22 protein-coding genes are annotated in these 24,463 nt (G+C 43.7%); 12 read left to right on the forward strand and 10 right to left on the reverse strand.

Annotated elements, in window-relative coordinates:
• Window positions 1–20: 20 nt before the first annotated feature.
• Entirely contained in the window at window positions 21–404 is a 384-nt protein-coding gene (locus tag ABMY45_RS20045) for a hypothetical protein (RefSeq protein ID WP_349289407.1), read from the reverse strand.
• Between the two features lie 152 nt (window positions 405–556).
• On the opposite strand from ABMY45_RS20045, the gene ABMY45_RS20050 reads away from it, so the two are divergent.
• Window positions 557–1,165, forward strand: a complete 609-nt coding sequence (locus tag ABMY45_RS20050) for an outer membrane beta-barrel protein (protein WP_010605235.1) — start codon at window positions 557–559, stop codon at window positions 1,163–1,165.
• Between the two features lie 33 nt (window positions 1,166–1,198).
• On the opposite strand, the gene ABMY45_RS20055 is transcribed toward ABMY45_RS20050, so the two are convergent.
• Window positions 1,199–2,116 (reverse strand): LysR family transcriptional regulator, encoded by a 918-nt coding sequence (locus ABMY45_RS20055; RefSeq protein WP_239422179.1) that lies wholly within the window; start codon window positions 2,114–2,116, stop codon window positions 1,199–1,201.
• A gap of 116 nt (window positions 2,117–2,232) precedes the next feature.
• Between ABMY45_RS20055 and ABMY45_RS20060 the strand changes: the two genes are divergently transcribed.
• Entirely contained in the window at window positions 2,233–2,862 is a 630-nt protein-coding gene (locus ABMY45_RS20060) for a LysE family translocator (protein ID WP_211865778.1), read from the forward strand.
• 68 nt (window positions 2,863–2,930) lie between these two features.
• On the opposite strand, the gene ABMY45_RS20065 is transcribed toward ABMY45_RS20060, so the two are convergent.
• Window positions 2,931–3,965 carry an MBL fold metallo-hydrolase gene (locus ABMY45_RS20065; RefSeq protein WP_174169404.1) on the reverse strand — a complete coding sequence of 345 codons (1,035 nt, stop codon included), beginning with the start codon at window positions 3,963–3,965 and terminating at the stop codon, window positions 2,931–2,933.
• A 197-nt stretch (window positions 3,966–4,162) separates the two neighbouring features.
• Here ABMY45_RS20065 and ABMY45_RS20070 point away from each other — a divergent pair, with 197 nt between their 5' ends.
• Window positions 4,163–4,774, forward strand: coding sequence for a TetR/AcrR family transcriptional regulator (locus ABMY45_RS20070; protein WP_010377743.1), 612 nt, complete (start codon window positions 4,163–4,165; stop codon window positions 4,772–4,774).
• Window positions 4,775–4,894: 120 nt separating this feature from the next.
• Window positions 4,895–5,605 (forward strand): DUF4336 domain-containing protein, encoded by a 711-nt coding sequence (locus ABMY45_RS20075; protein WP_349289408.1) that lies wholly within the window; start codon window positions 4,895–4,897, stop codon window positions 5,603–5,605.
• Between the two features lie 74 nt (window positions 5,606–5,679).
• Here the strand turns inward: ABMY45_RS20075 and ABMY45_RS20080 are convergent, their stop codons facing one another.
• Window positions 5,680–7,236 carry an AbgT family transporter gene (locus tag ABMY45_RS20080; protein WP_010605229.1) on the reverse strand — a complete coding sequence of 519 codons (1,557 nt, stop codon included), beginning with the start codon at window positions 7,234–7,236 and terminating at the stop codon, window positions 5,680–5,682.
• 186 nt (window positions 7,237–7,422) lie between these two features.
• Here ABMY45_RS20080 and ABMY45_RS20085 point away from each other — a divergent pair, with 186 nt between their 5' ends.
• Entirely contained in the window at window positions 7,423–8,286 is an 864-nt protein-coding gene (locus ABMY45_RS20085) for an HDOD domain-containing protein (protein WP_010605228.1), read from the forward strand.
• Window positions 8,287–8,401: 115 nt separating this feature from the next.
• A complete protein-coding gene (locus tag ABMY45_RS20090; RefSeq protein ID WP_349289409.1) occupies window positions 8,402–9,634 on the forward strand; it encodes a divalent metal cation transporter in 1,233 nt (410 codons plus the stop codon).
• Between the two features lie 384 nt (window positions 9,635–10,018).
• On the opposite strand, the gene ABMY45_RS20095 is transcribed toward ABMY45_RS20090, so the two are convergent.
• The 6 genes from ABMY45_RS20095 to fadI form a co-directional block, all read right to left on the reverse strand.
• On the reverse strand, window positions 10,019–10,294 hold the full coding sequence (locus ABMY45_RS20095; RefSeq protein WP_010377735.1) for a YfcL family protein: 276 nt from the start codon (window positions 10,292–10,294) through the stop codon (window positions 10,019–10,021).
• A gap of 13 nt (window positions 10,295–10,307) precedes the next feature.
• Window positions 10,308–11,429, reverse strand: a complete 1,122-nt coding sequence (locus ABMY45_RS20100) for an ATP-NAD kinase family protein (protein ID WP_349289410.1) — start codon at window positions 11,427–11,429, stop codon at window positions 10,308–10,310.
• Window positions 11,419–11,985 (reverse strand): elongation factor P hydroxylase, encoded by a 567-nt coding sequence (locus tag ABMY45_RS20105; RefSeq protein WP_045990526.1) that lies wholly within the window; start codon window positions 11,983–11,985, stop codon window positions 11,419–11,421. Before ABMY45_RS20105 ends, ABMY45_RS20100 begins: the two co-directional genes overlap by 11 nt.
• A gap of 76 nt (window positions 11,986–12,061) precedes the next feature.
• On the reverse strand, window positions 12,062–13,594 hold the full coding sequence (locus ABMY45_RS20110; protein WP_235368676.1) for a sensor domain-containing diguanylate cyclase: 1,533 nt from the start codon (window positions 13,592–13,594) through the stop codon (window positions 12,062–12,064).
• Window positions 13,595–13,798: 204 nt separating this feature from the next.
• Window positions 13,799–15,901, reverse strand: a complete 2,103-nt coding sequence (gene fadJ, locus ABMY45_RS20115) for a fatty acid oxidation complex subunit alpha FadJ (RefSeq protein WP_349289411.1) — start codon at window positions 15,899–15,901, stop codon at window positions 13,799–13,801.
• Window positions 15,901–17,211 carry an acetyl-CoA C-acyltransferase FadI gene (gene fadI, locus ABMY45_RS20120; RefSeq protein WP_349289412.1) on the reverse strand — a complete coding sequence of 437 codons (1,311 nt, stop codon included), beginning with the start codon at window positions 17,209–17,211 and terminating at the stop codon, window positions 15,901–15,903. Before fadI ends, fadJ begins: the two co-directional genes overlap by 1 nt.
• A 268-nt stretch (window positions 17,212–17,479) precedes the next feature.
• On the opposite strand from fadI, the gene ABMY45_RS20125 reads away from it, so the two are divergent.
• From ABMY45_RS20125 to ABMY45_RS20150, 6 genes are read left to right on the forward strand one after another with little or no spacing between them, the layout of a single operon-like run.
• Window positions 17,480–18,436, forward strand: coding sequence for a MoxR family ATPase (locus tag ABMY45_RS20125; RefSeq protein ID WP_010377722.1), 957 nt, complete (start codon window positions 17,480–17,482; stop codon window positions 18,434–18,436).
• A 4-nt stretch (window positions 18,437–18,440) separates the two neighbouring features.
• On the forward strand, window positions 18,441–19,394 hold the full coding sequence (locus tag ABMY45_RS20130; RefSeq protein WP_349289413.1) for a DUF58 domain-containing protein: 954 nt from the start codon (window positions 18,441–18,443) through the stop codon (window positions 19,392–19,394).
• Window positions 19,395–19,826 carry a DUF4381 domain-containing protein gene (locus tag ABMY45_RS20135; protein WP_010605220.1) on the forward strand — a complete coding sequence of 144 codons (432 nt, stop codon included), beginning with the start codon at window positions 19,395–19,397 and terminating at the stop codon, window positions 19,824–19,826.
• On the forward strand, window positions 19,819–20,802 hold the full coding sequence (locus ABMY45_RS20140) for a VWA domain-containing protein (RefSeq protein ID WP_349289414.1): 984 nt from the start codon (window positions 19,819–19,821) through the stop codon (window positions 20,800–20,802). Before ABMY45_RS20135 ends, ABMY45_RS20140 begins: the two co-directional genes overlap by 8 nt.
• Window positions 20,803–20,806: 4 nt before the next feature.
• Window positions 20,807–22,798 carry a VWA domain-containing protein gene (locus ABMY45_RS20145; protein WP_349289415.1) on the forward strand — a complete coding sequence of 664 codons (1,992 nt, stop codon included), beginning with the start codon at window positions 20,807–20,809 and terminating at the stop codon, window positions 22,796–22,798.
• Entirely contained in the window at window positions 22,792–24,423 is a 1,632-nt protein-coding gene (locus ABMY45_RS20150) for a BatD family protein (protein ID WP_349289416.1), read from the forward strand. Before ABMY45_RS20145 ends, ABMY45_RS20150 begins: the two co-directional genes overlap by 7 nt.
• Window positions 24,424–24,463: the final 40 nt, after the last annotated feature.

A 24,463-nucleotide genomic window follows, 5' to 3' on the forward strand; every position in this document is an offset into this window, starting at 1 on the left:
AAGGCAGATCTGCCCTGAGGTTAGGCAAGTATTGGGGGTTTATAAAGAGAGCGAGGATAGTCGCTAAGCTGACCAGTTGTGAAACTTAATTTATCGTTTTTCAGTACAATAGGCGCTATCCACTCTCTTGGCGAAAACGCTGCAAGATTTGTAGAGCACATATGTGTAGGGCAAGTGCAATCACTGCATTGTGCTGTGTTCTGAGGGTCACAGCAATCCATTTCAATCATCATTTCATGGTGATGAGGATCAGCCAATTGCACGTCACTTTGAAGCATTTGATGAGATGTTTTATGACTTGCAGTACCATGCATTTCACATGCTGCCCTGGAGGCAGCCGCGTTTTGACCACTGAGTGTAGCCACCACGAGCAATGTGATAAGTAAACGTAAGAATACTCGCAAGGTACTTTTCCAAATCAAAAATCAGATTAATAATAAAAACCTAACCAAAGAAATGCAAGTAAATCACCCAACCTCGTTATTATTTTTTTTCATCATTGATATACTAGCGCCCAAATCTAAAAAAACTCCTCCAACTCAAGGAAATGAACTATATGAAATTAGTTACAGTAGCAACTATTTTAGCTTTGGCAGCATCTTGCAACGTCAGTGCTACAGATTTCGGAGACTTTGGTATCTCTATATATGGTGGCAAAACTTATAGCAGTGATATCGAAACTTCTCGCCACCAAAATTATGAATTAGAAGACGATTCGCATTTTGGAGTGAGCGTAGACAAATATGTGCCTGAAGGCCGTTATGGTTTCTACTACAGTAAAACCGAGACTCAGCTTACCGCATACCCTCTAAATAAAGTGGAAATGGAATACCTACTATTTCAAACTGCAGTACTACGCCCTATCAATGATGATTTAGATGTTTATCTAGGTTTACAAATTGGTGCTACCTTCATGGATCCAAACTTTATCGACTCTGACACTTTTTTTGCATCAGGGTTATACACGGGTTTTGAATACAACCTTGGTGCAGGTTTTCATCTCGGTGCTGAAGCACGATGGATTGCAACTATCCTTAACAACAACTCTAAAGTCAGTTGTGATGTCGACCCAGACACCAAAAATACCTGTAGCTGGCACTTCGACAGTGAGGTAATGAGCCAATATCAAGCGAGTGCAACATTAAGTTATCGCTTTTCGCTGTAATTATTACGAGCGGGTTTTAGTATACAGTAAAACTCAACAACCCCTGGTAAGTCTTTGTACAATAAAGTCAGCAAAAACACTTACTTTTGCGGGAATATGGCGAGTAGCTGGGTATAGCATCCACAGCTCGCCAGAATAATTCGTTTCAAATTGCCATTCTGGTAATACCTGTATCAACTCCCCTGACGCTAACGCATCTTTAGCTACAAACATAGGTAAGCTTGTGATCCCAAGCCCTTGCAGCGCAGCATCTAACCTTACTCTAGTGTGATTTGCCTTATAGCGCCCGTTAACTGGGGTTGTGTGTTTTTGTGTGCCTTTTCTGAATCGCCACTTAGCATCGGCATCCGTTTCCCCCAAAGCAATGCAGCTGTGTTGTATTAGTTCTTTAGGGTGAGTAGGAATTGAGTGTGTTGCAAGATATTTTGGTGATGCCGCTACTATATGTTCTATCGTCATTACGCTTCTGCCTATTAAACCCTGCGGTGGTTCGTTAGTAATTTTAAATAGAATGTCTATTTCATCTCGGATCAGGTCCAGTGCGTTGTCATCCAACACCAAATGAACATCAATGTTTGGAAATTCGCCTAGAAACGCCATTACACTTGGATGAATTAGTGTATGTGCGACCGCTTTTGGCGCTGCAATTTTAACTGTTCCTTGTGCCGTTTGATGATGGCTTTCACAAAGCGAGATGACGTCTTTGGCGGCTTGTTCCAACTGAGTACAGCGCTCATACACAGCTCGTCCTGTTTCGCTCAATCTTAAGCTGCGGGTGGTACGCTGAAGTAAACACACCCCCAATTGCTGCTCAAGTTGTTTTATGGCACGACTCACTGATGACGGCGAGACACCTAATTGCCGAGCGCTTTCAGAAAAACTTCCAGTATTCACTACCGAAACAAAAATCGACATTTCTTGCAGTAGTTCAATATGTTTACTGGTCGCCATAGCTCTCCCATTTGTGCGCTCTACGCAAAAGTTATTTCTATTTTTAGATTATTATCTTCTCAGGAGAATGAAAATACAATGTTCTCAATTATTCAATATTATATTGGGAGCTTATTATGGTGCAGTATTGGCCAGAGTTTTTGTCATTAGCCATCATTCATTTTGTTGCAGTGATCTTGCCGGGCCCCGACTTTGTTATTACAGTCAGACAGAGCTTAAAATACGGCAGACTACATGGCGCAATGACAGCCTTGGGGATTGGCGCTGGGCTTAGTGTTCATATCTTATATACCTTACTTGGTGTCGGCGCACTGATGCAGGCCTCACCTTGGGTTTTACAAGTAGCTAAATTAATCGGCGCTACGTATCTTATCTACATCGCTATTCAACTGCTCAAAAGTGCAGGAACGATTCAACTGGATACAGAAAATGCCCAAGCTGATGTAAGCTCACAGTCGCTCAAAAAAGCCTTTAGTCTTGGTTTTTTAACTAATGCAACCAACCCAAAAGCAACCCTGTTTTTCTTAGCCGTGGTAACCAATGTCGTCAGCCAAGGAACTCCGTTACATATTCAACTTTTTTACGGCGCTTGGATGTGCAGTGTTAACGCTTTATGGTTTATCTGTGTCAGCTTATTATTCTCAGCTCCATCTTCTCGCGCTTGGTTCTTGAACAAGATGAACTTGGTTGAAAAGGCACTTGCTGTGTTGCTTATGGCCTTTTCATTAAGGCTGTTGATTGCTTAACACAAGAATGCTGAATAAGGGTTTCAGCCTCATGCGTTAGCCCTCATTCAATCACTAAGATATGGATATTAGGGCATCAACGCTTCCCACCAGCTGCTACTTGATAGCGTTTCTGAAAGCGTCAATACTTCACCCACAACAGGTGTTACCAGTGCTACTTGATTTTGCTCAGCTGCGATTTTCACTCTTGCGAGCGGATCAAACCAAGAGTGAAAGGCCAAGTCAAAAGTACCATTATGAATGGGGATCATATGCGTTCCTCGCAAATCTATATGAGCCTGTACGCTTTGCTCTGGCGTCATGTGAATATCAGACCAATCTTTATCATAGGCACCAGTCTCTACTAAGGTTAGATCAAACGGGCCAAGTCTTTCACCTATTTCCTTAAATCCAGCAAAATAACCAGAGTCTCCACTAAAAAAGATATTTTTGTCTGCTGTGCGAATAGCCCACGCTCCCCAAAGGGTTTTATTTGCATCTCCAAGTCCACGTCCAGAAAAATGCTGAGTAGGTGTAAAGGTGAGTGTTAACTCAGCGGTTTCTTCAAACTGCCACCAGTCAAACTGCTTTATTTTTTCAGCGGGAACTCCCCACTTTTGCAAATCCCCCTCTACACCCAAAGGTACATAAAATGCCCCCACTCTGTCTGCTAATCGCTTTACGCTTTCCTTGTCTAGGTGGTCGTAATGGTTATGTGAAATCAGCACCTTATCAATTTGAGGCAATGATTCAATAGTAATCGGTGGTTGATGAAAACGTTTTGGACCAATAAATGAAAACGGCGATGCTCGTTCAGCAAAAACGGGATCAATCAGAAGATACTGCCCTTGCGCTTTAATGAGTACTGATGAGTGTCCCAGTTTAATAACGTGAGTTTGCGTATCTGAAAGTGCCTTTAAATTCGCCTCTGTGAGCTCTTTTATTGGCATATCAACCTTCGGCACCGCATTGACTTTTTGTTCGGTAAAAAAGCGCCAAAAAATTTCCAGCGTCTTACCTAGGCTCGTTTTTTCCGTTTCATGAGTATTATGAAATTTACCATCACTATATTGGGTTGATGAATACCCACCTTGATTTACCGCAGCATTTAAATTAGAAACCATAACTCCCCCTACTCCTATCAGCAAGACCACAATCAAGCCAAACCATGTTCGCTTTTTCATACAACCACCAAAAGTAAACTACACAGTGTAGTTTACACATCAAGAATAGAAAGTAAACTAAGCAGTGTAATTTATTTTAGTTTTGCTAAAATGCGGAGTATCCATTTGTTGATATTCCCTTGCCTGTAATAGATAAAATGAAACAATCAGAAAGAAAGCGACTGCAAATTCTAGAGGCTGCCCAACAGTTATTTGCTCAGCACGGTGCTCAAAATACCAGTATGGATCTCATCGCAAAGCACGCTGAAGTGTCTAAACGAACGATCTATAATCACTTTGAGACCAAAGAGCTACTACTGTATAACGTACTTGAACACATGATGCTTCAGGTTGACCAAGGTGATATTTATCAATATCGACCCGATGTCTCGATTGCAAAACAACTTCAAGAAATCGCTTTACGAGAAGTCAATCTGCTCACCTCTGAATCATTTATCAAAGTGGCTCGCGTGGCATTTATCGAGTTGTTGCAAGACTCTACATTGGCTGCGCATTTCAATAACAGTAAAGTAGGTTGTATGCGTTATTTAGAAACGTTTTTAGCCGATGCTGTCGCTAACAATGCACTGTATATCGAACATCAGGCATTCGCAGCACAACAGTTTTTATATCAACTCAAGTCTTTTATCTTTTACCCACGGCTTTATGGATTTGATCTCACAAATACGGAGGAAACGGACTTTATTGTAGAGCAAAGCGTTGCGCTTTTTATGGCGAGATATGGGACTGAACAACGCGCCCAAGATTAATGATAAGGTATGCAAATACAAGGATTTAGATAAATTTCATACAATCTTGTATAAGGCTATATTTTAAACAAATAACTTCCCTGATATAGTCATCCACGCTAACAAGAGTAAGGAAATCAGATGAGCGAATTAATTGCAATTGGTAAAAACATTTGGATCCACAATGGCCCAACTGTACCATTCTTTGGCATGCCATACACTACCAGAAGCACCATAGTAAAGCTTTCTTCTGGCGCATTATGGGTGCACTCTCCTGGAAAATTAACGGAAGGATTACTGAGTGAATTGACGCAGCTTGGGCAAGTGGCCTACCTAATTTCTCCAAATAAACTTCATCACCTATTTATGGGAGATTGGCAGGAAAAGTTCCCACATGCGATTATGTTTGCTTCTCCAGGTGTCGACAAAAAACGGCCTGATCTTACTTTTCAGCGCCAACTGGGCAACATGGCAGAACCCGAGTGGCAAGGAGATATTGAGCAACTCATTTTTAAAGGCAGCGCGGTGATGGAAGAAGTCGTATTCTTCCACAAAGAGAGCAGTACATTAATTTTGACAGATCTTATCGAGAACTTTCACCCTAACCACTTCTCCGGTTTTAAAAAAGTATTAGCGAAAATCACCGGGATTATTAGCCCTAACGGTAAAACCCCCATAGACTGGCGAACTTCGTTTATGTTTGGGAAGCAGCAAGCCCGAGCCTGTTTTTCAAAAATGGCCGCATGGCAACCCCAATATATTGTTATTGCCCATGGTGAATGCATTACAACAGGCGCTGGGGCATTTTTACATCGCTCATTTTCTTGGCTGGGTATCAATAAAGCCGCGTAAGGCGCAGAACAAATAGCAGTATATAAAAAGCGCTGTCACTTTACTGAACAGCGCTTTTTTTACTTAACCTAAAATTACATACCAGCAGGGTATGTATAACTTGCTTGTAGACCTAGCGGAATACCAAGCATCCAATAGATCAATAAGAAGATGCTCCAACCAATCAAAAAGGCAATTGAGTAGGGCAACATCATCGCTATCAAAGTACCTATCCCGGTCGACTTAACGTATTTCTGGCAGTAAACCACAACCAACGGGAAGTAAGGCATAAGCGGCGTGATTATATTTGAGCCGGAATCACCAACACGATAAGCCGCTTGTGTTAAATCTGGTGAAATACCCAATTGCATTAACATCGGAACAAAAATCGGCCCCAACAACGCCCACTTCGCAGAGCTTGACCCTACAAATAGGTTTACAAATGCGGTGAGGAAGATAATACCAACCACGGTAACATAGCTTGGCAGCGCCAATGCCTTTAATATTTGGGCCCCTTCAATAGCAAGCAGTGCGCCCAAATTTGAATGGCTGAAGGCACTGATAAAAAGTGCACAGAAAAACGCCATAACAATATAGTAAGACATGCTATTCATGGCTTTAGTCATGGCATCAATCATGTCTTTTGAAGTTTTGAACGTACCAACAACGAAACCGTATACCGCACCTGGGATCCAAAACAGTAGGAAAATAAGTGGCACAATTGATTGCATTAACGGTGCACTAAAATCAGTTAAAGCACCCGACGGACTGCGTAGTGCTGAATCTTCACCGCTTGATGCATAAACCAATAACGCGATACCTGCTAACATCACCATAGACGCCACCACAAAGCCCTTCTTTTCTTTGCTTGTGATCTCATCAAACGAAGGCAAACTATCAGTATCGCCGTCAATTTCTGTCGCTTTTAGTCTTGGCTCTATGATTTTATCGGTGATATACCAACCTAATAAAATAATGAATAAACTCGATGCTGAAGTGAAAAACCAGTTATTTAGCGGGTTAATCGCGATTTCTGGATCGATGATCTGCGCTGCACTTTGGGTAAAGCTTTGTAGCAACGGATCGATACCAGAAGGAATAAAGTTCGCGCTAAATCCGCCGCTTACACCAGCAAATGCCGCAGCAATACCCGCAAGAGGATGTCTTCCCATCGCATAGAAAATAACACCAGCAAGCGGAATAACTAACACGTATCCAGCGTCTGTCGCCGTGTGGCTTACAATTGCGATAAGAATAATAGAAGGAGTTAGTAGTGCTTGAGGCGTGCGTTTAAGCATGATTTTAAGGCCAGTATTAATATAGCCAGAATGTTCAGCGACACCCACACCTAGCATAGCAACTAGCACCACGCCTAATGGCGCAAATCCCGTGAAGGTTTTTACCATCGTTGCCATAAATCCGGCAAGCGCATTTGGGTCTAATAAATTGTGAACGACAATCGCCTGATTGGTTCTTGGATCAATAGCGCTAAATTCTACGCCTGAAAATAACCAAGATAGCAGCCAAATCAGCAACATTGCTGATAAGAAAATGATTGCAGGATCAGGGAGTTTATTCCCCACCCGCTCAATCCCGTTTAAAAAACGGGTGATCGCAGAGTTTTGCGAGTTCGCTTGTTGTGTTTCGTGCATACCATTGCCCTAAGAAAAAAATTGCTTAACCATAACTTAATATTTACATGTTAAGCAAGAAAACGTGCCTATTGACGAGACACTTTGCCGAATTAGTAGCCGACTTGGTATTTTTTTGTCTCAAGTCAGTGTTCAATAAAGAATTTACGCTATGCTTTTTATATGTCTGAAATTAAGGATTTTTAGATGATAGATCTAGACGACAAAGTGTTAGCTGACGTCAAACATGGTTTCAATTTACCACCTAAACCTGCGCTGATAAGCGAATTGCAAGCAGCACTTGCTACAGCAGATCCAGATCTGAACGACATCGCTTCTATTATCGCTCATGATGTCAGCACCTCAGCCGCGGTGCTAAAAATCATCAACTCGCCCCTATACGGCTTGGCAAGAACGGTCACTGATGTAAAACAGGCTGTCGTCTTTCTAGGTCTAGACTCTATTAGTAAGCTGGTGACCGGCTTTTTGCTCAAACAAACCTTTGACCAACGTAAGTGTTGTATTAGTTTGGAGCGGTTTTGGGATAACGCTTCAGACATCGCGGATAGTATCATGGTGATTGGTAATAAACTTAAATCGCGTGTTCCTATCGAAAACTTGCACTTACTAGGCTTATTTCACGACGCAGGGATTGCCGCTATGGCAGTAAATTACCCCGATTATATGGAAACGCTCATTGCCGCTAACAAAGATTATGACAAGCTGTTAGTCGAACACGAAGAAGAAAAGTACGAGACCAATCACGCTATTATCGGCTACTTCCTCGCGGCTTCCTGGAACTTGCCACAAAGTATTTGTCAGATGATTTTATGCCATCATGACCCCGAGTTTTTGGGGAACTGTAAAGATGAAGAACAGAAATTAGCTTTCTCTGCTCTAAAAATGGCGGAAAATTTTGTACATATCAATAAACGTTTTGTTGCAGCGCCTGATTGGCACTTAATGAAAGCGGATGTATTGAAGGTTTTAAATTTAGATGAAGATGATTATCAGGACATCAAAGAAGACCTAGATGAATACTTCTTAGAGCAGGATGGGGTAAGCAACTAGTTATCTCACACTCAACACCGCCTGTGAAATGCGACTCAACGACACTGTTGCGGCAATTCTTAAAACTTCGTAGACTGGCAGCAAAATTAAAATAAAAAAACTTAAGGAATTTACATTGCCAGCGCTGCTATCTCTTAAAGGCAAATTTGCCATCTTTGGGCCTGGAATATTAATGGCAACTGCTGCTATCGGTGGTTCACATCTCGTTTCATCAACTCAGGCTGGAGCACTATTTGGTAGTCAATTGATCTGGTTAATAGTTGTTGTTAATTTGCTCAAATATCCCTTTTTTAAATATGCAGTCGAGTACACAAGCCACTCTAAGCATAGTGTCGTCGAAGGTTATCACGCACATTACCGCTTCGGATTTAAGGTTTTTGTGCTACTCAATATTTTCGCAGCCATTGTAAATACCGCGGGTGTGCTATTACTTACCGCAAGTCTCTTGAGCTACTCGCTGCCATTTCCAATAAATATTGAATTGTTAAGCTTTATACTTTTGACTAGTTGCTTGGCAATCTTACTGGTTGGACACTACAAAATACTCGATGTAACAAGCAAATGGGTGATGATAATTTTGACAATTTCCACTGTCATAGCACTTGCCATTGCGGCTAATAATGGACCGGCCCATCCAGCCCCCATTGATCCGATATCCCCGTACGACATCGCGTTACTGGGCTTTTTAGTTGCCTTAATGGGTTGGATGCCCGCACCAATCGAGATTTCAGCCATTAATTCCTCTTGGCTAAAGACGAAGATGGCTAAACAATCACTAACAAGTGGCCAGATCTTACTGGATTTCAAGGTGGGATATTTTGTTACGCTGGGTCTTGCGGTCGTGTTTTGTTTACTCGGTATGCTAATGCAATACGGTCAAGATAAGCCTGTGGAACTCGCTGGTGTTGCGTTCTCACAGCAGCTCATTGATATGTATGCCAATACAATCGGCGAATGGGCTAGATGGCTAATTGCTGGCGTCGCATTTTTGTGTATGTTTGGAACAACGATCACAGTGTTAGATGGCTACTCCCGAGTGCTTAGTGAATCACTTCAGCTGTTACGACCGAACACAACGAAAAAGAGTTACACGCTCATTCTATTGCTACAAGCAACGCTTGGTATGGCCGTAGTGCTGTTTTTTAAAGCCGACTTAAAGAGCATGCTAATGTTTGCCATGAGCTCAGCGTTTGTCACTACTCCTATCTTTGCTTGGATGAATTTAGGATTAGTGAAAGGTGAGATCTATCGCAGTCAACCAATTTATACCAAGGTTCTAACGGGACTGGGGCTGATTTATTTAGTGGGCTTTGCACTGTTATTCATCTATTGGCGATTTTTGATGTAAAGCCAAGCGAGGCGAAGTAGCAGATGCAAATTAGACTTCTAGGGCCTGTTTATCTTTCAAGTTTGTTTTTGCAGCAGTTTGATTGGTATTTATACAAGGCAGAGCCTGCGTAGCATAGTTATTCTATGTGAGTCAGGCGATAAAGACTTTGTGCTCCTGCAAAGTCACCTTACCCCACATCCTTGTGGGGCAACACAGAAGAAATGCTAATCAAGCGCTGCCCTTTGGGTTCACCTGAGTGCGCTTTGTTCATTGTTGCTCAACTTTTGCCTAGATTACTAGGCGGCAAGTCGAGCGTCGCGATCAAAGCACACTCAGGTGAACAAAAATCAAACAGCAAAGGTCAACAGGCCCTAGCATCTGCTACTCTCAGGTGAGGTGCGGTTATTTTAGATTTTGCACCTGCTCCCAAATAGAAACCACGTGCGCTTTATCATCGTCATTTAGCTCTCCATTTCGGTATGCTTTTACCAAGCTGCTTTCAACTTTGGCATTTAGCTCATCAATCGAAAGATCTGCTTCCTCTACTTGTGCATAGCCTACCGCTAAGTCAAAGTGACCGCGTAAATAGCCACCAGCAAATAATTCATCATCGCTCGCTCTATCAACAAGCTCATCAAAAAACTGCTGCGCTTTCTCTACATATTCTACTAAAGACATAGTTATTCCTAAATTATTCTTGATGGCCTATGGCGTACATTACATGGTCATTGAACCCAGTGATCACTTTAATAAATCCAGCTAAGGACTCATCAAGTTGTTCGTCACCGGTATCAGCAATTAAAGGACGACCATTTAAGGCCTTTAATTTCGATTTTGTGGCGATAAGGATAATATTATCTTTGCCGATTTTTTTGATGAGGTTAGGGCTTAGTTGCTGATTACCGCGGCCAAAAATGTGTCCTTGCCCACCAATTAATGTGATCACTAGCTTTGTTTTGTCATCAGCAAGCGACAACAATTGCTGCGCGGTTTGGTCTTGCGCGATCAGCACTTGGTCCCTTACAACATCAACACCAAGAAGTGTATTATCAAGTCCCATCTCTTCCATCACTGCTGCAACGGTAGAACCAGATCCCATAATGTAGGTTTCATCTTCGTCCATTTCGGCAACCACATAGGCGGCGATATCTGCCAACACCAGCTCATCGCTTTCTTTACCACCGTTTTTCACCGCTTGCACATATCTCAGCTCGGCCGGCACTTGCATTTCACCAAATCGCTTAGCGCGCACAGTCCCTTCACGAAATGCAGCTTCATCAATGTCCATCACATCGGCTTCACCAATGGAGACGAGCTCTCCGGTAACCAAAAGTTCAACGACTCTACCTGCTGCTTTTGGCGTTATCGCGTATACGCCGCTATGAATTTTGCACCCAGCAGGGATCCCAAGTACAGGACATGAATCACCCACCGCGTGGCAAATGTTGCGGGCAGTACCATCGCCACCAGCAAACAAAATCAAATCGACACCTAGCTGTTGCATCATTTGCGCTGCGGTCTCGGTATCTTCAGGACGAGTTGCCGTGCTTTGAGTTTGGTAAATCACTTGGGTGTTAAAACCCAGCTCTTTTGCCGTACGCTCCCCCATCTCACCATTAACAGTGTATATTTCGATATTTTCTTGATGAGAAAGCAGTTGTGTTAAAGCCGTTTTTGCTCGCTGATTAGCGCGAGGCTCTGCACCTAACGCCAAAGCTTGTTGAGCTGTTTCTGCGCCATCGCTACCTTTTAGTGCAACGCTCCCACCTAGTCCAGCTAAAGGATTGATGATAAGTCCAAGCTTAAATTGCATCGTCAAACTCCATGCTTAGCTCTGTCGGGATATCCCAGTTAAATTGCTGCTGGCGTAAAGGCCAAGGTGTATTATAAAAATTGCTTAATGCGTTGAGTAGTTGAGTTGTTCTGGTATTAAATCCGCTTTCTAATAAAGCTAGCACTTGCTGATGCACCCGTTGTTGAAAGCTGAAACGGCAAGTTTGTTCACCGTTGAGGTTATCAACGGAAACATTAAATGAAAAACCAGCTGCGACGCTTAACGCCCACTCAATCGCTTGTGGTTTCACTTCCACTTTTTCAAATTCGAGCTGCTGCGCTTTATCTCGTCCATCGGGACAATACCAGTAGCCGTAATCTTCGAGTTGACGACGCGCTTCACCCGCAACAAGCCAGTGCGCAACTTCATGCAAAGCACTAGCATAAAAGCCATGAGCAAAAATAATGCGGTGATGAGGGTATGATTCATTTGCAGGTAGATAGATGGGCTCGTCGTCGCCCACTACCAGCTCCGTGTTGAGCGTGTGCAGGAATAACCCATTAAAAACAGCAATGAGGTCTTCTATTTTATGCATCAACATCCGCCACAAGTCTAAACAGGGCGCAAATTGTAAAGTTTTTAGCGGCTAAAGTAAAAGATCTCGTTTTAGACTATGCCTTTTTGTCCAACGAGCTGCGTGGCGCGATATAAAGCGAAGCACGATCTCGACCTGACTTTTTCGACTCATAGAGGGCTAAATCAGCTTCTTCAAAACATCGTTTGTGATTAAAGCTTTCGCCAATAAGCTCGTATCCCGCGACGCCAATGCTAAATGTCAGTCCAAAACTGGTGAAACGGGTAAATTCATGCACCAGTCGTTGTGCAAAATTAAGCGCGGCATCCGGCCGAGTTTCAGGGCAGATAATCACAAATTCATCACCGCCCCATCGTCCAATATGGTCGCTTGGGCGTGCTTGCTCTCTTAGAAACTGCCCAACTTCCTTCAATGCATTATCACCATCTTGGTGTCCTGCGGTATCATTTAATTGTTTAAAATGATCAACGTCGATTACCAGTAGCGATAGCGCTCGATGATAACGTATGGCCCGCTGCACTTCTTCTTTCAGCAGCGCTTCAATCTTTCTGCGATTCATAACCTGAGTTAAGAAATCCAGTTCAGCTCGGTTCTTCAATTCTTGTTCTTGACGTAAATCTCGGATCACCGCAATAAAAACATCATTTTTAGAGACGGACACCGTGGATAACGCGATATCCACCGGGATCTCCACACCTGATTGATGTCGCCCTACAATTTTAAGGCCATCATGCGTCACTCTGCGCATCGTAGAGGTACCTTGGAACTTTTCTCTGTCCGCGACGTGTTTACCGGTATACCGTTCTGGGATGAGGTCTTCAACCTTCATACCTAGTAGTTCTTGAGGTTGATAACCAAACAAGTCAGTACACGCCTTATTGACTTCTTTAAGCCTACCGTCTTTGTCACAATATAAAATGGCATCAGGAGTAGAATTGAATAACTTTCGTTTCTCGTTGATAAGTTTAACCACAAAAATGAGCGTGAAGATGTTTAAGCAAGCAAACAACAAGACTATTGGTAGTAACAACAATACACCGGTGTTACTCAACTCTTGGGTTTGAGCAAGCTTTACAGATTGATTTTGCTTTGCAAGCTCAAATTTTTCTCCAATCAACTTACGCAAATAGTTAAATGCAACTTCTGCGTCAGTGTCATCTACTCTCACTAAGCGGTCCACCACTTCAGAGCTCAACCTACCTGATGTAAATTTTGACTTAGCAAGCGCAAGCATTTGTGTATATTCATCAAAGGTGTGTTGAATAACGGCTAATGCCTTTGTCTCTTGACTGCTTAGCGCCGTACTTTGCAATTTTAAGATGGTCGCTTTGGTGGCTTCAACATCAGCTAAAGCCTGTTCGTAATAAATCTCGTCTTGGCGTAGTACATAATTTTTGAAGTGATGAATAAAGCCGTTATAACCAAAACTACGCTCTAGCTCAGCTAGCAGCTCGGCACGTTTAATTGCAACTTCAGTTTCTGATTGCCATGACTGATGAAATGAGGAAATGGAGTGGTTTAACAAAGTGGACCAATAAAATAGACCACCACTCACCAAAATAGTAAATATAACTAAGCCACTGATCTGCAAAAAAATACGTTTATTCATATACTCTGCTGTCCAAATTCAGCAAATCCTAGAGCGCAGTGTGCAAAAGAAGAAATTAGAGGCCGTCTAGGTGCTGTAGAATCTATGTCGATGGTACAAAAGTTACATACCATTACAGCTATTAAGTCTAGACCAGAGAACGAAAAAAGCCGCATTACAGCGGCTTACAGATAGGATATTTTCAATTAAGATAAATTGGTATCGTTACTCGTAATAAGCTTTGCCTTCTTCAGCCATTGCAAGTAGCGGCTCCGCAGGTGTAAATGCAGGGTTATCAGCAGCGTATGTTGATAACTCTGAGCACACCTTATTGGCACCTTTTTTGTCCATATAACTAAATGGGCCGCCCAAGAATGGTGGGAAACCAATGCCAAAAATAGCACCGATATCACCATCTCTTGCATTACGAATAATACCTTCATCAAGACAGCGAGCAGCCTCATTGAGCATCTGTGCAACGCAGCGGTTCGCAATTTCTTGTTTATTCAATTTAGGAGAAGGCGTGACCCCGAGTAACTCATAAACTGACTCGTCCACTTGCTTGCCTTTTTTACCTTCATAGGTGTAGAAACCACGACCAGATTTGCGACCAAGACGTTTGCTATCTATCATACGTGCAAAAGCATCCGGCGCCTTAAAGCGAGCACCTAATTCTTTTTCTAGAATTGGCGCAATCTTAGAGCCAATGTCTACACCTACTTCATCAAGAAGCGCAAGAGGACCAACAGGGAAACCAAACTCAACCAAGGCTTGATCGATTTTCTCTATCGGCTCACCGGCAAGCAAAAGATTTGCCGCTTCGTTGACATAAGGAGCCAGAATACGGTTTACGTAAAAACCAGCTTTGTCTTTTACTACGATTGGGGTTTTCCCCTGCTTGCGAGCAAACGCCACAGTGCGCGCAATAACCTCATCACTGGTGGTATCGTGCGGAATGATCTCCACCAGCGGCATTTTTTCTACTGGCGAGAAATAATGCAAACCAATTACGTTTTCAGGACGCGTTGCTTTTGCCGCGATTTGGCCGATTGGTAATGATGACGTATTACTTGCAAATATCGTACTCTCACTGCATTCGCGTTCAATATCCGCTACCATCGACTGTTTCAGGTCTAAGTCTTCAAATACAGCTTCAATCACCATGTCTGTGTGTTTAAAACCAGAGTAATCTGTTGTCCCCGTGATCATATTCAAAGTTGACTGCATCTCTGCCTTTGAAATAATACGGCGCTTTTGGCGTTGCGTTAGGATCTTATAGCTGTAATTTAATGCGTTGCTAATGCCCTGATGCGCAACATCTTTAATACGTACTGGAGTGCCTGCTTTAACCGCACTAACATGGGTAATACCTGCGCCCATTAAGCCACCACCTAGCACTGCAACACGCTTCACAGGAGCAAGATCTTCACCTTGGAAATCCTTTTTCATTTCCGTTGTGGCAAAGAAAATCCCACGTAGCGAGCGCGATACTTCAGACATCACTAAATCAGCAAAACCCTCGGCTTCGGTTTTATAACCTTTTAGCTTGTCCAGCTCTACAGATGCACGTACCGCTTTGATGATAGCGAGCGGCGCTGGATAGTGACCACCCGTTTTCTTCTCAACATTTTCTTGTGCTTTTTTGAAAATGATATTGCGTCCGAACGGGTTAGACTCTAGCAATTGGCTAATTTTGTCTAAATTCGGTTTGCGAGGCTTAGGCTTACCTTTTCTGGCAAGCTTCACCGCTACGTCGAGTAGAATACTGTGTGGCACGGAATCGTCAACTAGGCCCGCTTTTTTCGCTTGCTTAGGTCGAACTTGTTTACCAGTTAGCATCCATTCAAGTGCTTTTTGAATACCAACTAATTTCGGTAGACGCTGTGTACCGCCACCACCTGGCAATAGACCAAGCTGTACTTCTGGAAGACCCAGTTTAGTCTTGCTGTCTTCAGTACATACACGGTAATCACAAGCCAGCGCAAACTCCAAGCCGCCACCCAGTGCTACACCGTGGATCGCAGCAACGGTTGGGAATGGTAAATCAGCCAATTTAAAGAAGGTTTTATGACACATTTCCGAAATCGCTAACGCATCTTCACGGGTTTTCGCGCTGTCTAGCATTTTAATGTCTGCACCAGCGATAAAATTATCGTCTTTACCACTGATAAAAACCATACCCGTTACGTCGTCTTGCTTACTCTTTGCGATGATCTCTAGTAATTCATCAGCAAATGTATCACGTAGGGTGTTCATTTTTTCGCCCGGTACGTCGATTGTAACGATGGCGACTTTATGGTCGTTTAATTCATAAGAAAATACTGACATTATGCGCTCTCCAATACGAATGCTGCTCCAAGACCACCTGCAGCACAGGCAGTTGTCAATGCAAGACCACCGCCGCGGCGCTTAAGCTCATGTAGGCTTTGCGTGATCAAGCGTGCGCCGGTTGCTGCGAATGGGTGACCATATGCAAGTGAACCACCAAGCACGTTAAACTTATCCATGTCGATTTCGCCAATTGCTTTACTGCGACCAAGTTTTTCTTGCGCGAATTTGTCTGAGCCAAACATTTTCATATTGGACAGCGCTTGCGCTGCGAAAGCTTCATGCATTTCTATCAGGTCAAGATCAGCAAGTGTAATACCCGCTCGGTCAAGTGCTACAGGCGTTGAATGTGCAGGACCCATCAACATATCTTCATGTACGCCGATAGCAGAGAAGGCGAAACTACGCACATAACCTAAGATGTCATAACCAAGCGCTTTGGCTTTGCTTTCGCTCATCATTAATACTGCCGCCGCACCATCGGTCAGTGGCGTTGCATTTGCTGCAGTTACTGAGCCGTGCTGTCTGTCAAATACAGGCTTTAACTTGGCGTAGCTTTCCAATGAGGAGTTTTCACGGATGTTATTATCTTTATCAATAAAGCTTTTGTATGGCTCAACATGGGCAGCCATCACTTCATTGTTTAATAAGCCTTCCGACCATGCTTTTGCAGCTAAGGTATGTGAACGGTGCGCCATCACATCTTGATCTGCACGGCTGATCCCGTGAGTCTTAGCCATTTGCTCAGCGGTTTGCCCCATTGATAAGCCAGTTGAATATTCCGCAACTGCCGGTGGCACTGGCAGTAAGTCTTTGAGTCTTAGCTTTGAGAAAATCTGTAAACGCTGCTTAAGCGTACGTGCTTTGTTCAAGTCAACAAGGCTACCTGCAAGCTTTTTGCTCACGCCAATCGGTAACACTGATGAAGAATCCGCACCACCAGCAACACCGACACTCACTTGGCCTGAAATAATGCTCTCTGCAACGTTAGCAATCGCCTGGAAACTGGTTGCGCATGCACGTGATACAGAGTAAGCATCAACAGAAACTGGCATGCCAGTGCCAAGCACAATTTCACGCGCAATGTTTGGTGCTTCCGGCATTTGTACAACTTGGCCGAATACCAGTTGGTCGATTTCTTTACGATCGAAGTTCAAACGCTCAAGCATTTCGTTGACGACGATTTTACCTAAATCTAGGGCTGGAACGTGGTGAAAAGCGGTAGCTTGCTTTGCGAATGGCGTACGCAGGCCGCTCACGATAGCGATTCGGTCGCCTTTTGATGTTTTTAGTATGTTTTGTTCAGACATGAATTTTGCTCTCCCGCTGACAGGTCTGACCTGTTAATTTCCTCCGATTCTAAACAACCAAATCGAAGTTGCCAATAGCAAAGCACGAAATGGCTGCTTTTTAAACCGTGAAAACCAACTTTAGATGCTTTTTCAAGCAATCTCAAAGTATTTGAAATTGTTATTTAAAATTTATGAACTTTTCTAAAATTATGGGTCTAATCAACTTGATTATTCATTCAGCGTCCATATAACTATTTTTATTTTTGTCGGCTTAAAAGGCAGTCTCATGGCAGTAAACGAGTTTTCTCAACTAAAAGAATATTTAGATACCCAAATTTTAGGACAAAGTGCACTGACCGAATCCTTGCTTATCGCGCTTTTAGCAGATGGTCATTTATTGGTTGAAGGCCCCCCTGGTCTTGCTAAGACCCGTGCAGTAAATGCGCTGGCTAAAGGCATTGAAGGGAGCTTCCAACGCGTCCAATTTACCCCAGACTTATTGCCTTCTGATGTAACTGGTACAGATATCTATCGCCAACAAACCAATGAATTTGTATTTGAGAAAGGCCCGCTTTTTCATCATTTGATTTTGGCTGACGAAATCAACCGAGCCCCAGCCAAAGTGCAATCAGCGCTACTAGAAGCAATGGCTGAGCGCCAAATAACCGTTGGCAAAACAACGTATCCGTTACCTGAGCTATTTATGGTAATGGCAACGCAAAACCCGCTTGAGCAAGAAGGTACATATCCGTTACCGGAAGCGCAGCTTGACCGCTTTTTACTCCATCTGAATATCGATTATCCGGATGCAGAAACTGAGGTCGATATTTTACGCCTCACTCGTGGCGAGGCATTGGAGGAGTACCAAGCAACCTTCACACCTATTAGTCAAGCAACCCTATTTGAGGCCCGTAAAACCGTACTAAGCATGCATCTTGCTGAGCCACTAGAGCAATATCTTGTGCAATTAATTATTGCGACCAGACAGCCACAACGCTTTGATGCAACACTTGCGAGTTGGATTGATTATGGTGCGAGCCCTCGAGCTACAATTGCACTTGATAAATGTTCTCGTGCTCATGCTTGGCTACAAGGCAGAGATTTTGTCACACCAGAAGATATTCAAGCTGTGGTGCATAACGTGCTACGCCACCGTATCGTGCTGAGTTATGAAGCACAGGCCGATGGGATCACCAAAGATCAGGTGATCAGTAAGATTTTAGAATTGGTTGCTGTTCCATAATACTATGAACGACATCAAGCAGTTTAACTCGGCCAGCTGGTTTAATGAAAGCCACAGTAATGGTGTCGAACTCAGCCTGAAAGAGCTACTTTTTTATAAGTCCAAAGCGAATTTACTTTCGCTTAAACCGAGAGGAAAAGTGAAAAGTGCTCAATCAGGTCAATACCTTGCACCGCATAAAGGTCGAGGTATGGAGTTCGCTGAAGTCAGACAATACCAATATGGTGATGATATTCGTGCAATTGACTGGCGAGTTACCGCACGTACCGGTGAAGCACACACGAAACTCTTTCAAGAAGAGAAAGAGCGACCCGTTTTTGTATTTTGTGACTTTTCCTCAAGCATGCTATTTGGTTCAAAGCTGTTACTTAAGTCAGTACTTGCTGCGCACTTAGGCATTTTAGTGTCTTGGGCTGCATGCCAACGCGGCGACCGTGTTGGTGGTGTGGTATTTAATGACAGCAATCACCACGAGCTAAAACCGATTGCTCGCGACCGTGGAGTGCTTGCGCTAGCTCATCAGTTCTGTGCCCTACACGAACAAGCATTAATTCAAAAAGAGACTCACCCCTCGGGGGATCGTTTCAATGAGAATTTAAAACGACTTGTGCATCTAGCCAAACCTGGCAGCCTGATTTATCTCATTTCGGACTTTACGGAGTTGAATGATGAAAGCTTTAAATTGCTAGAGCGAGCCACTCGCCATAACGAAGTCATTGGTTGTATGGTAAGCGATCCTTTTGAGCATCATCTGCCTGAATACAGTCAAGCAATTGAGGTCTCTGCTGGTGAACAAAACTGGACATTGCCCTTGATGGACAAGCAATTTAGAGACAAATTCTCGCAAAATGCGTCTGACTTTTTCAATCGAAGATTAGCGCTACTTAAGCGCTCTGGTATGTCGTTACAAAAGTACGACGCGTCATTACCAATCGAATTACAAATCATGAGGGGTTAAATGCAAGTCAATCCACTCGACCAGCTTAATGATGTGGTCATCCCTCAAAGCGTGAGCTGGTGGCCACTTTCTTATCCAATGTGGGGAGCCATTTGTGTTCTACTCACAATATTTGCGGCTACGTGTTGGCTATTATATCGTCGCCAGCAATTTTTAAAGGCAAAAAAGGAAGCCGTAAAACTGAGTCATTCGCAGGATAATGCCCAAGCATTACACACCATACTCAAACGTTTAGTAAAACATTATTACGGTGATACCGCTGCGAGTAGATCGGGCCAAGCATGGTTAACGCTGCAAGCAAGACTCACACGCGTTGAACTCACTCAGCAAGAGCTCGACTCGTTATATGCTCCGACTCAAGACCCCGCACTCAGCGATAAACTATGTCGTGCGATTAATACCTTCAAAGTGAAGGAGCGTCTCGATGTTTGAGTTTAGTTGGCCCCTTGCCTTTTTATTGTTACCTCTGCCTTGGCTAATTGCGAAGTTTAAACCGAGTATCGCGCAGACCAACATCAATATTCGTATGCCAAGTGCCGCAAAGTTACAACTCGCGAGCACAAATCAACTCAATAAACGCGCAAAAGTGAGCCTGATGGAAACACTTATCTGGCTACTACTGGTAACCGCAGCGGCAAACCCGACTTGGCTTGACGACCCAATCGTTGTGCCAAACGAGGGGCGCGATATTATGCTAGCCGTTGATTTGTCGGCTTCAATGACAGAGCAAGATATGGAATACCAAGGTCGTTTAGTTGACAGGTTGTCTGTCGTCAAAGCCGTTGTTAGCGACTTTATCGAAGCGCGCCAAGGAGATCGTCTAGGACTTATTCTTTTTGGTGACACCGCGTTTTTGCAAACGCCACTCACCCGAGATTTAGCGACGGTTAGCCAAATGCTTAGTGAGGCACAAATTGGTTTAGTTGGACGCGCCACAGCGATTGGCGATGCTATTGGTTTGTCGGTAAAACGTTTTGGTGAGCGTGAACAAAGTAACAAAATCTTGATTTTGCTGACCGATGGTCAAAACACCGCGGGCAACCTTCAACCAGAAGAAGCACTGATCTTAGCCCGAGAAGAAGGCATAAAAATTTATACCGTTGGTGTTGGCTCTGATGGTAGACGCGGTTTTGGTTTATTTGGCTTTAATTCAATGGCCGGTAGTAGTATCGACGAGAAAACGTTGCAACATATCGCCAAAGAAACTGGTGGGCAATATTTTCGCGCAAAAGACGTGGAAGGCCTACAACAGATCTACGCTATGCTCGATGAGCTAGAGCCAATAAGTGATGAAACACAGACTTTCCGTCCTAAGATTTCACTGTTTTATATTCCTCTCCTCGCGATACTCGGCTTGCTTTTTGTGGCTCAGCTAAGTCTCGTATTAAGAACAAAATTAAGAGGGTAAATATATGGAATTTGAATTTATTCGCCCACATCTGCTTTGGTTATTTATTCCTTGGGTGATATACAGTGCACTGCAATGGTCTAAAAAGTCCAATCAAAAATCAGCGCAACTTATCGCACCGCACCTGATGAAGGTGGTGATGGGATCCAGTGGTCAAAAACACCAAAAACAAAGTAACTCTTGGCTTAGTATTGTGTTCTTTTTGTTGGCCGTTATCGCAGTTTCAGGACCAAGTATTGAAAAACAAGAAGTACCAGTATTTAAAACTCAAGCACCTAGAGTGTTAGTGCTCGATATGTCTTATTCTATGTACTCAACCGATCTCGCGCCAAACCGCTTAACACAAGCGAGATTTAAAACTTTAGATATGCTCAAGCTTTTTAAAGAAGGCGAGACAGGTTTAGTTGCCTATGCAGGTGATGCATATACCGTGTCGCCACTCACAACGGACGTCACCACACTTGAGAATTTGATCCCGAGCCTTCGTCCAGAGATCATGCCCTCAAAAGGCTCAAACGTGTATGCAGGCATCGAAGAAGCCGTTAACCTCTTAACAGGTGCAAGTGCAACCTATGGTGACATTATTTTAGTAACCGATGGACTTGAACAAGAAGACGCTGAAGATGTACAAAAGCTTCTTTCTGACAGCCCATTTAAGTTAAGTATCTATGCCTTAGGTACGGCGCAAGGCGCACCAATCAAATTACCTGAAGGCGGCTTTTTAAAAGACCAATATGGTCAGATAGTCGTACCAAAGTTATTCCCGACTCGACTTGAAAAACTCGCTAGAGTTAAAGGTGGAAAATTTGCCAGCTATACTGCTGACAGCAGTGACATAGAGACATTTAAGCCAAATTTGGGTGCAAATACATCGGTGCTTAAACGCGACCAAGAAAGTGCTAAGTGGCGAGTAGATGCGGGAATATATCTGTTGATTGTACTTATTCCACTCGCACTGCTATTGGTTCGAAATCACGCAGTTATGCTCAGTGCTTTGGTTGTTTTTACGATGTTGCCGCAGCAAAAAGCGCTGGCGAATGAATGGACACAGTGGTTTAAAAATAGCGACCAAAACGCGCTGCAGGCCTACCAAAATGAAGCGTTTGATGAGGCCGCGCTTGCCGATAATCCGGTACTAAAAGGCGCAGCCCTTTATAAAGCCGGAGATTACGAAGGAGCAGTAAAAACACTCGAGCAAACAAGCTCAGCAGAAGGCCAATACAATTTGGGCAATGCGCTAGCACGGCTTGGTAAGTTAGACGACGCGATTTCTGCTTACGAAAAAGCCTTATCCTTAGATCCTGAGTTTACGCAAGCGAAGGATAATAAAGCGCTAGTCGAAGCGTTAAAGGACCAGCAAGAGCAGCAAAATCAGCAGGACCAACAAGGTCAGCAGGACCAACAAAGTCAGCAAGACCAACAAGGTCAGCAAGACCAACAAAGTAAGCAAGACCAACAAAGTCAGCAAGACCAACAAGGTCAGCAGGACCAACAAGGTCAGCAGGACCAACAAGGTCAGCAGGACCAACAAGGTCAGCAAGACCAACAAGGTCAGCAAGACCAACAAGGTCAGCAAGACCAACAAGGTCAGCAAGACCAACAAGGTCAGCAAGACCAACAAGGTCAGCAAGACCAACAGAATTCACAAGCAGGAAGTGAGTCAGAACAAAACAACAACGAGCCAGAGCTAAATGCTGCCCGCCAAGACCAGCAAGCAGCCGAGGAACAAACTCAAGAGCAAAAACAACAGCAAGCGCAAGCCGCACCTACGCCCGATCCCGAGCAACCACCGCAGGATGAAGAAAAGGCACAGGCTGCAATGATGCAAGATAGTCGGCCGCTTACCCCTGAAGAAATAGAGAAAGCGCAACAGCTTAATCAACTGCTTAGAAAAGTACCCGATGATCCGGCCATATTATTGAGAAATAAAATGCAACTAGAAGCACAACAACGCAAACAAAGACGTCTACCAAGAGGAGCTGAAAAATCATGGTAAAACGCATTCTATTTTTTCTGTCTTTGTTGATATTAAGCCACGCCTCGTTGGCATTGGAAAATCTCACAGCCAGCGTAGACAAAAACCCAGTGCTCGCAGGTGAATATTTCACGTTGTCGATTATCGCTGAGGGCAAAGTCAAAGGCACTATTCCTGATGTTTCTGTGCTTAGTAACGACTTTATCACCAGCCCGGTGAATACCAGCTCTAGAACCAGTATCATTAATGGTAGTGTTTCAAGCTCCACTACCTGGCAAATGCAGCTCGTTGCTCGCACTCCGGGTACTTACACCATTCCTTCGTTAGAGGTAGATGGTGAAACGACCCAGCCGATCGAAATCAAAGTTGTTGCTCGTGATGATGAGCAGCAAAGTGAAGATATATTCGTAAAAACCGAACTCAAGACAAAAAATCTCTATGTTCAACAGGCTGCGCTTTATACCGTTAAGCTCTATGTAGGAAAGGAACTACTAGATGGCCAACTGAGTGCCCCAATCTCAGATGGTGCTAACTTCACACAATTGGGCAAAGCTAATGAAGAATACGAAGTTATTGACGGCCGACGCTACATGGTGCTCACCCGAGAATACATGATCCAACCGCAAAAGAGTGGCAATTTCACTATTGAACCACCTATCTTCAACGGCCAGATCAGAGATGGCTATCGTAGAATGGCGACTTCTGCGGTTGGCAATACCATTGACTTTTCAGTATCTCCAATTCCAGCTAACGCTGCTGATAACTGGCTGCCCAGTGAGTATTTGAATTTTTCTGAAGAATGGCAGCCCAAAGATACCGAGTTTATGGTTGGGACGCCCATCACGCGAACACTAACACTCACAGCAGTAGGTGTTACTAAAGAGCAGCTCCCTGACATTCAGCTTGAAGACGTTAATGGGTTTAGAATTTATCCAGACGCGTCAGAGCGTAAGCAAATTACCCGAGATGGAAAAGTCATCTCACAGTTAACCATTTCTTTTGCTTACCTACCGCAACTCGCCGGTGATTTTACTCTGCCCGAAGTAAAACTCCCCTGGTTTAATACCATCACTAAACGTGAAGAGTTTGCGACATTACCAAGTAAGTCTGTCAGCGTGATTCTCGATCCAAACCAGCCCACTTTACCACAGACCGCTCCAATCCCGCAGCCGCTTTCAAGTCCAAGCGTAAATCCATCAACGGCTACGCAAACCAACGTGGTCACAGAACAAATTATCCCGCTGTGGATGTGGGGACTCGCCGCTTTCGGATACGCATTATGGCTAATAACATTACTAATATGGCGTCTAAGAACAAAACCGACCGCAAGCCCCATAGTAAATACGGTCACTGATGAAAATTCAGCACCTTTTATTTCGTTTGAAAAAGCGGTTAAGCAAGATAACCCAGCGGGCTTTTATCAAGCGCTACTGCGCTACACCAAACAACAAAATATCACCATGGCACAATGGCTAGCACTTCAACCCAGCTCATTGCGAGCACAAGTACAAACGCTGCAAAGCTCGTTGTATGGAGGCAATAGAGAAAAAGTAGACTTGTCTCAACTATATGGTGAAATTAAAACCAGTGTTAAAAGCACTGTTCACACAAATAAAAGCCAAAGTTTAGGTAATCTATACCAATAAGCGCCTCAGGGCGCTTTTTTATTGCAAGACGAGTTAGATT

Origin of the sequence: Pseudoalteromonas sp. XMcav11-Q, from assembly GCF_040104525.1 — a bacterium.
In the GTDB taxonomy this organism is placed as follows: domain Bacteria; phylum Pseudomonadota; class Gammaproteobacteria; order Enterobacterales; family Alteromonadaceae; genus Pseudoalteromonas.